The organism is Desulfovibrio sp. 7SRBS1, from assembly GCF_049723905.1.
Classification (GTDB): domain Bacteria; phylum Desulfobacterota; class Desulfovibrionia; order Desulfovibrionales; family Desulfovibrionaceae.
This window is the reverse complement of record NZ_JBJKFD010000001.1, coordinates 374,804-386,217: the sequence shown is the minus strand read 5'-3', so window position 1 is coordinate 386,217 and position 11,414 is coordinate 374,804. Positions and strand designations below refer to the sequence as shown.

9 protein-coding genes and 1 tRNA gene are annotated in these 11,414 nt (G+C 54.7%); 1 reads left to right on the top strand and 9 read right to left on the bottom strand.

Translation table 11 applies throughout. From position 1 onward, the window contains the following. Window positions 1-187: 187 nt before the first annotated feature. Window positions 188-1,348, top strand: coding sequence for a pentapeptide repeat-containing protein (locus ACI0FJ_RS01865; RefSeq protein WP_424298225.1), 1,161 nt, complete (start codon window positions 188-190; stop codon window positions 1,346-1,348). A 160-nt stretch (window positions 1,349-1,508) separates the two neighbouring features. On the opposite strand, the gene ACI0FJ_RS01860 is transcribed toward ACI0FJ_RS01865, so the two are convergent. The 9 genes from ACI0FJ_RS01860 to dnaX form a co-directional block, all read right to left on the bottom strand. Continuing rightward, window positions 1,509-1,592: transfer RNA gene (locus tag ACI0FJ_RS01860), tRNA-Leu, on the bottom strand. A 121-nt stretch (window positions 1,593-1,713) separates the two neighbouring features. Then, window positions 1,714-3,090 (bottom strand): bifunctional hydroxymethylpyrimidine kinase/phosphomethylpyrimidine kinase, encoded by a 1,377-nt coding sequence (gene thiD / locus ACI0FJ_RS01855; protein ID WP_424298223.1) that lies wholly within the window; start codon window positions 3,088-3,090, stop codon window positions 1,714-1,716. Continuing rightward, window positions 3,087-4,049, bottom strand: coding sequence for a lysylphosphatidylglycerol synthase transmembrane domain-containing protein (locus ACI0FJ_RS01850; RefSeq protein ID WP_424298221.1), 963 nt, complete (start codon window positions 4,047-4,049; stop codon window positions 3,087-3,089). Before ACI0FJ_RS01850 ends, thiD begins: the two co-directional genes overlap by 4 nt. Continuing rightward, a complete protein-coding gene (locus ACI0FJ_RS01845; RefSeq protein ID WP_424298219.1) occupies window positions 4,049-5,212 on the bottom strand; it encodes a hypothetical protein in 1,164 nt (387 codons plus the stop codon). Before ACI0FJ_RS01845 ends, ACI0FJ_RS01850 begins: the two co-directional genes overlap by 1 nt. A 25-nt stretch (window positions 5,213-5,237) precedes the next feature. Further along, complete coding sequence (locus ACI0FJ_RS01840; protein WP_424298217.1) at window positions 5,238-6,209, bottom strand: glycosyltransferase family 2 protein; 972 nt, start codon at window positions 6,207-6,209, stop codon at window positions 5,238-5,240. 38 nt (window positions 6,210-6,247) lie between these two features. Beyond that, complete coding sequence (locus ACI0FJ_RS01835; RefSeq protein ID WP_424298215.1) at window positions 6,248-8,458, bottom strand: ATP-dependent RecD-like DNA helicase; 2,211 nt, start codon at window positions 8,456-8,458, stop codon at window positions 6,248-6,250. 38 nt (window positions 8,459-8,496) lie between these two features. Beyond that, window positions 8,497-9,102 carry a recombination mediator RecR gene (gene recR / locus ACI0FJ_RS01830; RefSeq protein WP_424298213.1) on the bottom strand — a complete coding sequence of 202 codons (606 nt, stop codon included), beginning with the start codon at window positions 9,100-9,102 and terminating at the stop codon, window positions 8,497-8,499. Window positions 9,103-9,129: 27 nt separating this feature from the next. Then, the gene (locus tag ACI0FJ_RS01825; RefSeq protein WP_424298211.1) at window positions 9,130-9,441 is read right to left on the bottom strand and encodes a YbaB/EbfC family nucleoid-associated protein; all 312 of its coding nucleotides are present in this window, start codon (window positions 9,439-9,441) and stop codon (window positions 9,130-9,132) included. Window positions 9,442-9,521: 80 nt separating this feature from the next. Beyond that, window positions 9,522-11,402: a DNA polymerase III subunit gamma/tau gene (gene dnaX / locus ACI0FJ_RS01820; protein WP_424298209.1), complete on the bottom strand. Its 1,881-nt coding sequence runs from the start codon at window positions 11,400-11,402 to the stop codon at window positions 9,522-9,524. Window positions 11,403-11,414 lie beyond the last annotated feature (12 nt).

Below are 11,414 nucleotides of genomic sequence, written 5' to 3'. Positions count from 1 at the left end.
ACATTCTATACAATCCATCGCATTCCGTTTTGCGTTACGTCTAAAACTAGAACACCACCCGCACGGAGTACCCATGGGCTGCTGTAAATGTGAAGAATACTATTGGCTCGATCCGCAGCCCCCGGTCTGGACCGATGAAGACAACAAAGAATATTGCGTTTTCCACGCACCGGCAGAACACAAAGGCATGTCCGTGGACGACTTCAATGCCCTTGTTTCCGAACGCATCCAGGCAACTATCGATTTGGAAGATAAAGAGGCTATATGTAATTTAGCAGGCGTTGTCTTTCCAGGTGATATTTGCTTTGCTAACGACTGTCCCCTGCCAGCAATTTCTTTCAGGCACGCAAGCTTCGAGGGGGAAACATATTTCAGGGACGCGACCTTCGGGGGGGAAACATCTTTCACGGGCGCGAAGTTCGGGGGGAAAACATATTTCGGATACGCGACCTTCGAGGAGTATACAAATTTCGGGAACACGACGTTCGAGGAGTATACAGATTTTAGGAACGCGACGTTCGAGGGGAAAACATATTTCGGGTACGCGAAGTTCGGGGGGGCAACATATTTCTGGAGCGCGACGTTCGAGAGGAAAACATATTTCACGGACGCGACGTTCGAGAGGGGAACATATTTCAGGAACGCAGCATTCGAAAAACCATGCACCTTCAAAGACATCCAGACCGCTCCAGGTTCCGCCTTCTCACTCCACAACGCAACCTTTGCTCAAGGCCCCGTCTACTTCCACAACTGGAAAGGCATGGACAAAACTCTTCTCGACTTCAATGGTGTACTCAATGTTGGTGACATACACTTCGAGAACTGCCAATGGCCCGAAGAAAAAAATCGAATCAAAGTTGCGGTGGAAGATGAGGATGGTCAGCTCCAAGCCACTCGTGACTTTTACCAGCGCATGAAGCGCAAATACAAAGACGAGCATAACGAGTACGAGGCTTCCCGCTGGCATGTTTCCGAAAAGGAAGCCCAACTCAAATTACTCAAGCAGAACCATGGCTCGTGGTTCCTCATCGCCATGCTCTGGATCTATAAATACATCAGCGGCTTTGGGGAAAATCCCACCCGCGCAATTGTTGTATTGCTTGATTTCGCCCTTGCCCCGTTTGTCGCACTCACGTTGCAAGAAGTCTGGCACCATTTTTCATGGTCACTCGATCCGACAAAGGTCGATGCCGTCATAGACAACTGGCTGAACTACATCCCTTTAGCAAAATCCAAAGCCGGAACCACTCACGGCCTCTACCGCGTCCTCACGCTCGCCTGGCAACTCCTCGTCACCATCCAAGCCACCCTGTTCGGCTTTGCCCTGCGCAACAGGTTCAGGCGCTAGGCCCAGATACTTTTACCCAACGGAATAGCAACCTAACGACTACACGGAGGCATAAGAGGCCCCTGCCGGGTGGGACAAAAGTGGGACAAAATAAGAAGTGTCCCAAAAAGAAAAGGGCCCACGGAAATCTCATATTTCCGTAAGCCCTTGATATATCTGGTGGTGCGAGAGGGGGGACTCGAACCCCCACAGCTAGGCCGCTAGATCCTAAATCTAGTGCGTCTACCAATTCCGCCACTCTCGCATGAAATATACACCACAGCCCTGCTGAATTTTCAGGCAACCCCAAACCGACAGAAGGCCAAAGTGCAGGAATGCCTTTTCATAGACCAGTGCTGCATGTCAAGCTTGCAGGTAAAAAACGCCTACAAAGAACTTATTTGCGAGCACACGCGAACAAGCTCTTCCGCGGTCGGTGCAAAGCAAAACAATGTATCGGGTGAACCTGCCCCGCCCCGCATACGAACTACCTGAGGGGCGCATTCCAAACCTGCGTCGGCAACCGCCTTGTACAGCTCCCAGTTCATGGTAAGGCTGCTGCTAATCCACTGATCTTCCTTTTCATGGCCTTTTCCGCCCAGCACATCCCCAACCTCCACGGTCAGCAGCCCTTCCAAGTCCAGGCCGTCGGCATGCTCTCCCGTGCAATGGGCAGCAACGGCCCAATCAATATCCGAAAAAATCTCACGCACGGCCAGCAGGCCTTTGGCAAGGTCGTCATCCCCGCCCAGGCAAGGACAACCAGCAGAAAGCAGACGGCCATCCATAGAGCCCACCATAGGCGCACTCATCGAGGCAACATGTTCTGGCCGACACCCTCCGGGCAGGGAGACCGCCAAATTCATTCCCAAACCTGCCAAACGAGCGGCTCCTGGCAGACTGCACAACTCGTGCGCCGTTTCCACAAGCCGCACAAACGCCCTGTCCACGCCCTGATGCACCAGCAACGGGGCCATGTGGTTGGCAGGTCCATGCCCTTTGCCCACGGCAAACGATGTGCGAAGCGCCAGGTTAAGGTATTCCTGCGCTTTACGGACAGCCTCCATCATGTCGCATCCCAAGGCAAGATGCGCGGCAATGGCCGAGGAAAGCGTGCATCCCGTACCATGGGTATTGTTGGTATCCACACGGGGCTGAATCATGGGCAGCGGGTCGTGCCCCGGCATTCCCAGCCAATCGGTCATGGCTGGCGAGTCATCAAAATGTCCGCCCTTGAGCAGCACCGCACCTGCACCCATGTCCAACAGACGGGAAATGGCGTCAAAGCAGTCGGAGCGGCGGTCTATCTTGCGCCCGGTCAGCAACTCGGCTTCCTGACGGTTGGGCGTAAGCACGGCAGCCAAAGGAATCATCCGTTCCTTGAGTGCGCCGAGAGCATCAGGCTTGAGCAGCACATCCCCGCTGGTGGCAACGCATACGGGATCGACCACCAAAGGAAAGTCGAACCTGGGTTCTTCCAATACATCAGCCAAGGCTTGGATAATGTCTTCGGAAAACAGCATGCCGGTTTTGGCGGCACGGATGGGGATGTCTTCCAGCACTGTGCGCAACTGTTGGGCGGCAAAGTCTGGCTCCGGTGCGGAAATTCCTGTTACTCCGCAGCTATTCTGAGCTGTAAGTGCGGTGATGACGCTGGCCCCGTAGGTTCCGAGCATGGAAAAAGTTTTGAGATCGGCCTGGATACCGGCTCCACCGCCGGAATCCGAACCGGCAATGGTCAAAACGGCTGGAAGAGATTTCATTTTGTCTCCGCTATGTCATGGTCGGGCCGTTTCCACAGGCTGGAAACAGAGACCCTTTTATCGCAAAAAATTATGCCGCTGATTACAGTCGTCGGCACATATTGAATCATATGAATTACTAAAGCCACGGCCAGGGCGTCGGTTTTGTCTATACCGAAAAGCCCCATGCCGAAAACAAAGCTGGCCTCGTACATGCCGAATGCACCGGGCGAAGATGGTACAGCCATGCCCACGGCAGATACGACAAATACGGCCATAACCTGCCCCGGTGTAAGCGACAGCCCGCCTACCCAGTTGAGTCCGGCCCCCACCTGGAGCACATATTGCCCCCAAACCAAAGCTGTAACCCCCAGCAGACGCAGGGCGAACCCCGGCCCGAAATCCTTGGAAACATGCCCGTTCACATCATCTATGAACAGCCGCAGCCTGCCAAGGGGAAGATATGCCAAAATCCGGGGAACAACATGGGGATGGCGGCGCAGGCTGTAGACATACAACCAGCCCGTAGCGATTGCCAGAGCAAAAGGTACTGCAATAAATCCCAGCTTCAAAGAAATGGTGCTCAACAAGCCGAGCGCAAGCAGCATGTTCAGGTCGAAAAAACGCTCCCAAAAAACAATTCCCAAACCGCTGGCTGGCCCCATGGAGGTTACCTGCCCCAGGTAAAGGGCTTTGGCGACCTCCCCTAACTTGGCAGGGAAAATATTGTTCACTCCCAAGGCGAAAATCGAGGCCTTGGTACCGAGATATACCGAGACGCGGCCAGACGAAATAAACCGCAGGCGACAACCAAGCAAAAAATACCCAAGAAAACTGAAGAGGATAAGACCTGCTATCCGAAGCATATCAAACCGGTGAAAGGCCTGGGCCAGCGCATTGAAATTTACGCCCCACAAGGCATATGCAATGCAGGCCCCTGCTATTCCAAAACGGAAGATATGGCCAACCAGCTTTTTCATTATCCCTTTCCCCGTGTATTCCGGGCATCAATGCCGAATCGCCGTGCCGACACATCAAACAGACGAACCAATACGGCGGCAGCCATAGCCAGAAGCAGCGGTTCCAAAGGCAATCTATAACGAATGGAGCCGATGGTAACCATATGCAACAGCGTGTAGTACCCGGCAAATCCCCACAAAAGAAGGACATCTCGCCAAGCCCGACGCAGCACAAATGGCGCGACCAAAGAAAGGAGCAGTATGGGACCGAAGGAAAGAACCGAGCCCCACATGTACAGCCCCCTCTGGAGGCTGGGATGGTTGGGCACCACATTCCAAAAACGCGCGAACTTGTGCAGCGCTGCCCGCAGAAAAAAACCGGGGTTGCCCTTAATAAACGCCACGGCCTGATCTTTTTCCCAATTGTCCCTGGCGAGCTCGCCCAGGTTGGCAGGCGCGTTATCCAGATATCCCCAATCGGTCTGTGCGGTTGCGCCATGCGGATTCCAAGGATTGTTGCCTTCCCACAGAACATGGCCGGAACTGGCCGTGGCAAGTACGGGAGCACCCAGCACCAGTACGTTTCGCCCCACCCAGGGGGCTATAATTACCGCACAAACAATTGCCGCTGTCACAGCGTGGCGAATTTTCCAGCCCCCCTTCCACACCATCCAGCACCAGGCCACGGGCAGAAAATACAACAATGTTGGGCGCACCAAATGGGACAGCCCGACAAATATGCCGGAGAGCCAGCCTCCCACACGGTCCGGCAGGCAGATGAGCACGGCAAAGAAGCTGGTAAGAAAAAACAGAAAAAAAGTTTCGGAAAGCAGCAGCCGCGAATAAAAAAGAAAGAAGGGATACACGCAGGTCATGGCGCAGGCCAGATATACAGACCAACGCGAAGCGTACAGCCGCCCGGCAATCATCCCCACGGGTACTACCGTAAGGGCGGACAGGGTGCAGATAAAAAGCTTCATGCCGAACAATCCGCAGCCCGTCGTGCGGACAAGCACGGCAAGCAGCAAAGGAGTAAGCGGCATGTCGTGTGCCTTCATGGCTTCCGGGAAGCTCCAGGATACCACCAAAAACTGCGTAAGGGAGTAGAAGCGGCTCTCGTCCGGCCAGGTCAGCTGCGGCCCGGCCCACACCAGATAGGCCGCCCTGAGCGCAAAGGCGGCCAATACGAAGACTCCGACCAGCGTCGGATTAACTTTCAGTTTTTCCGGAAAGATGTGCGGTAACATAGGCGTTGAGCTGTAGCAGGTAGCGTTCCTTATGCAACCGGACAATGCTGTCCAAAATCAGGCCGCATGACAATGACAACATGGCCATCAGCTCCAGGGTTCCCGCCAGGATGACCATGGGGACCTTATACACATAGCTGTAATGGAGGTATTCGAGTACGGGATACGACCCTGCAACCACCCCGGCAAAGGCGAACAACAAAGCCAGCCCGCCGAAAAAACGCAGCGGCTTATAATATTTGACGATCGAAGTAATGGTACGCAAGACCAGCAGCCCGTCGCGAACAGTATCCAACTTGGATTCGCTTCCCTCGGGGCGCGGAAGATACTCGATGGGGATTTCCTCCACATGCAGGCGTTTGTCCAAAGCATGCAGAGTCATTTCGGTTTCAACTTCAAAACCGTTGCTCAAAATGGGCGCGGTTTTAACGAACATCCGGCTGAAAACACGGTATCCGGTCATAACATCGCAGATATTGCTGCCGTAAAGCCAGTTGATGAGCCGACGGACCAGACGGTTTCCAAAACCATGCATGGGGCGGGTATTCTGGGCATCGTAGGCATGGGAGGACAGACGATCCCCCACCACCATCTCGGCACGCCCTTCAAGTACTGGACGGATGAGGTCGTGCACGCGGTCCGCCGGATAGGTGCAGTCGCCGTCCACCATCACATAGCAATCCGCCTCGACATTGCGGAACATGTTACGGACAACGTTCCCCTTCCCCTGCAGCGATTCGCTACGAACAATGGCTCCAGCCTCTTGGGCCAGGCGAGCGGTATCGTCCGTGGAATTGTTATCAAAAACGTAGATGTCGGCATCGGGAAGCTCACGCCGGAAGTCGTGAACAACCTGAGCCACGGTTATCGCCTCGTTATAACAAGGGATAAGAACGGCAATACGGGGAGGCGCATCCGAGGAAACAAGAGACATCCAAACCTCTTGGAAAAAAGTTGTAACCCGAACTACCCTTACGAATTAAACAGTTCAACAAGCATATAGCGCAGGTTGGTAAAACGCTTGTCCGATTTGTTGTTGGACAACGCAATCCCTACGGCTTTGCGGCTTCCCACAATGATAGCAAGTTCTCTGGCCCGTGTCAGGGCAGTGTACAGAAGGTTTCTTTGGAGCAGTACGTAATGCTGTGTCACCATGGGGATGACCACGGCCTTGTATTCACTGCCCTGCGATTTGTGTACGCTAACTGCGTACGCAAGGGTCAGTTCATCAAGCTCTGTCGAATCGTAGGCAACCAGCCGACCTTCAAAATCGACGGTGAGTTCGCCGGATTCAAAGTCGATCTCATCAACCCAGCCCATGTCACCGTTGAACACTTCCTTGTCGTAGTTGTTGCGCAACTGCAAAACCCGGTCGCCCTCACGAAAGGCCTGATTCCCCCGTTTTAGCTCGCGCCTGCCCGGATTCAGTCCGTCCTGCAGCAGATTGTTCAAGGCAAAGGTACCCACCTCCCCTTTGTGCATGGGGGTAAGCACCTGTACATCGCGCAAAGGATCAAAGCCATAGGCCGCCGGGATACGTTCGCATACGCATTGCCGCACAAGTTCCTGCACCCGGGCCGGATCATTCTGGTTAATCCACCAGAAATCCTTGTCGGGCGGAATCTGATCCGGCGCTTCAGAGGGGAACTCTCCCTGGTTGATCTTATGCGCATTGAGTACGATGCGGCTTTCCATTGCCTGCCTGAAAATTTGAGTCAGCCGCGCGCATGGTATCGTCTCGCTGGTCAGCAGGTCGGAAAGCACGTTTCCCGGCCCCACGCTGGGGAGCTGGTTCACGTCGCCCACCAGAATCAGACGGCAGGTAAGGGACAGAGAAGAAAGCACTGCGTTGAACAGCCCAGCGTCCAGCATACTGGCCTCGTCCACCACCAGAACGTCCGCTTTGAGCTTGTTGTCCTCGCCCAGCTGAAAGCCTGTATCGGGCGAATACTGCAATAGGCGGTGGATGGTGGAGGCGCTCATACCAGCAGCCTCGGCAAGACGCTTGGCCGCACGCCCAGTGGGCGCAGCCAGCTTGAGCTTGAGCCCTGCCTCGCTGAGCGAACGGACAATCATACGAGTTATGGTCGTCTTGCCCGTACCAGGGCCGCCCGTGATGATAAAAACCTTGTTGCCGCATGCATCCAGCACGGCCTCACGCTGCTCGGAGGAAAGAGCTATCCGGCATTCACGTTCCAGCTGGGGAAGATGCTTTTCCACCTTTTTGCGCGTGGTTTCCGGACAGGGATGAGAAATGAGATGGTAGAGGCGCTGGGAAATTTTGCGTTCCCATGTATAGAAATGGTGCAGGTAGACGGCCCTGTCGATGTCCTGGGCAAACAGCCGCTCTACCCGGATTCGCTTGCGCTCTTCCAGTAAAGCCAGTGCATCTTCAAAACCTTCCTCGCTGGCCTGCCCAAGAATTTCCGCGACCTTTCCAAAAAGGTCCGGCGCGGGGCAAAACAGGTGCCCACGTTCTCCCATGGTGAACAGGCAGTACACGCAAGCGGCTTCCACTCGCTCCAGGGAATCCGGCGCAAAACCGAGTTTGAGCGCCATTTCGTCTGCCTTGCGAAAACCAATGCCTCGAATTTCGTATGCAAGTTCATACGGATTTTCCCGGAGTCTGGCTTCGCTGCCCGCGCCCCAGAGTTTGAAAATCCGTCCTGCAAAGGTGGTCGGTATCCCATTGGTCTGCAGAAAAAGCATCAGTGAGCGGATGTCGCGCTGAGAGTCCCACGATTCTCGAATCCGTTCCAGCTTTTTTCTGCCAATGCCTTCGACATTCAAAAGCTGATCAGGGTCCGTATCCAGAATTTCCAGTACATCCGCACCAAAAGCCTCGACCATTCGCTTTGCCATGGTCTTGCCTACGCCACGGATCATACCGGAGGAAAGGTAGCGGATAATACCGTTCTCCGAGGCAGGATATGCCCTGACCGCATTTTCTACGGCGAATTGACGGCCAAATTTGGGGTGCTCTTTCCACTCCCCGGTCATTTCCAGCAGCTCGCCCGCTGCCACTTCGCCAATAAGTCCCACGGCGGAAACAAGGCCCGGTTCTTCCGTGGATGTACCGCGTATTACGGCCCATCCATTTTCCGGGTTGGAAAAAACAACGCTCTGCACTTCCAGTGTCAGCCGTGCGGTCTTTTTGATATCTGTAGGGAGTTGGTGCTGCATCACTTTTCATGCAAAGGAAAGGCCCCTTGCCGCGCCTGTTACAATTTCTGCCTATACAACATGGACTGGCGCAAGGTTTCCTTGTCCACATGCTTGACTTCAGTCCCCAGGGGTATTCCCTGGGCCAATCTGGTTACGGCAACGCCGGCATACTCCCGTTCCACCATGTTCTTGATGTACGAGGCCGTTGCTTCGGCTTCCATGGTCGCGCCCAAGGCAAGGATAAGCTCCTCCACTTCGCCTTCGGCCAAACGGCCTTTAAGCGTGCCGATTTCCAGATTTTCCTGGCGAACTCCATCCAAAGGTGAAATCAAACCGCCAAGGACCATGTACAGCCCGCTGTACACTCCGGCCTGCTCCATAACGATGAGGCTGTCCCACTCGCTGACAAGACACAGCCGGGAAGTTTCCCGGGATGGGTCCGAACATACGGGACAAGGATCTGCTTCACTTAGGGCTCGACAGCGGGAGCAAAAACACATGTTCCGGCGCATATCTATAATAGCCTGACCAAGGCCCTCGGCCCGTTCGTTGGGCCACTTGAGCATAGTCAAAGCGGCCCGCAGAGCGGATTTAGGCCCCATGCCGGGCAGGCCGGAAAGGCGCTGCACAACTTCACGCAGGGGTTTGGGAAGATCGTTCACTGAAAGTTGTCCGTACGGTCTGAAACTTTAGAACATCCCCGGAAGCTTCATGCCACCAGTGATTTTGTTCATTTCGGACTCGCTCATTTCCTTGGCTTTTTTCAGGCTTTCGGCAACAGCAGCCAAAACCAGATCCTGAAGCATATCCACATCATTGGGGTCCACAGCAGCCGGGTCGATATTGATTCCCACAACTTCACCGCCTCCGTTGGCGGTCACCGTCACCATGCCGCCACCGCTGGTGGCTTCCACAGTCTGGGTTTCCAGTTCCTTCTGCATTTTTTCGATCTTCTTATGCATTACCTGCGCCTGACGTACCAGGTCATTCATTCCGCGCATTTTTTCCTCCGTTATGTAGGTGCGTTCACGGCGTATGCGCCGCCGTCTCCATAATGACCGAATCCAGCAATCTCAAAAAATCAGGACCGGCTTATCTTCACAACCTGCGCTCCAAAGGCTTTTATCACTCCGTCAACGGACGGATGCGCGAGCACTTCGTCGCGAATCTGCTTCATGCTTTTGTCCGGACTCGCTCCCTTGACGTCAAGCTGAACCTTTGTGCCCGGCCCAAAATATTCCTCAGCCAATTGCTCCACCTGCTCGACATGGCCGCTGGCATTCAGGGATTTTGCATGCGTATGGCCCATGCACTCCAAGGTGAGGCAACCTTGGGAAAAATGAGGTTTTACCCGTCCCAAACCATTGAGAGGGCGCTCGTCCAGCTCGAAACGATGCGCCACAAATTCCATAAACCCTTCCACACTGCCATCAGATTTTGCCGCCTTGGGAGCGGTTTGCTTCGCAGGTTTGGGCGTGGGGCTCTGCAAATATTGCCCCTGGACAGGGCTGGAAACTGCACCTTCAGAAACCGGTGGTGGCGTTGGTCTGCCATGTGTTTCAGATGGTGGAACCGAAGGAGCTGCTGCGGTGTTCAAGAAAGCGGCATCCTCACCCGGAGCCGAGACCATAGACGCAGCAGATTGCTGTGCAGATGTCGAAATCGGCTCCGGCTCATTCGTATTTTGCAGAGCTTCCGGGGGGACGGACCGAGACGTCGCGCCCGCCGGAGCTACGCGGTCAGACTCAAGAGTTTTTTTTTGAGCCGCCCCCGAAGGAGATTCACCTGCAGGCGCAGGAGCAGAAGAACGGTTCGAAGAAGGCTGTGCTGCTGGAGGCGGTAATGTGGCCGGATCGTCCAGATTTATCAGCTGCGGCAGACATGCCAGATTGAACAGCAGGAGTTCCAGCGCCATGGCTGGTTCCAGGCTGGTCAGCACCCGTCGTTGGCCTTCCAATGTCATTTGCCAGCAGGCATGGATATGCGCCAGATCGAACTTTCCGGCCCACTCCTTCCAGGCGTCCACCTCGTGCGGGGCCATATCCAACAGCTCCGTCGCCGCAGCCCCGGCCTGTCTCAAAAGAAACATATTACGCCAGGCTGTGGACAATTCGCGCAGAAAAAAGCCCAGGTCCAAGCCCTGGTCCAAGACCTGGCGCAAAACTCGGCTGAGCGCCGGGCAGTCCTTATTGTACACGCCGTCCATTATCTCGAAAAAAACTTCCTGCCCCGCCAGTCCCAGCACAGTTCGAGCGTCGTCTTCACTGAGGCGATCACTGCCCAGAGCCAGAACCTGGGACAAAAGCGACATGGTATCGCGCACACTACCCGATCCTCGGCGCGCAATAATGCTTACCGCTGCGGGATCAAAAGACATTTTTTCCTGCTTCAAAAGCCAGGAAAGATGTGCTTCCAGCTCTTTCTGCAACAAACGTTTGAATGTGTAATGCTGGCAGCGGCTGATGATTGTGGCAGGGAATTTGTGGGGCTCTGTCGTCGCCAATACGAAACAAGCGTGTGGAGGGGGTTCCTCCAAGGTTTTCAACAACGCATTGAAGGCTTCTCGCGTAAGCATATGCGCTTCGTCAATGATGAAGACCTTATAGCGACACTCCAAAGGGGCATAGCCAATATCTTCTTTAAGACGGCGGGCATCATCGATACCACGGTTGGACGCAGCATCGATTTCAACCACATCAACGGCCGTCCCCGCGGTAATGGCGCGGCAGAACCTGCACTCGTTACATGGTTCGGCCGTCGGGGCCTTCTCGCAATTGACCGCTTTGGCCAAAATTCTCGCCAAAGTGGTTTTGCCCACACCGCGGGTGCCGCTGAACAGATAGGCCGGAGCTATACGGTTCTCTGCTGCGGCACGGGACAGCACGCTTTTGACTGCCTGCTGTCCCGCCACATCGGAAAACCGCTGAGGCCTGTATTTGGCTGTAAGATTGGAGCCACTCATAACAATAAAAAA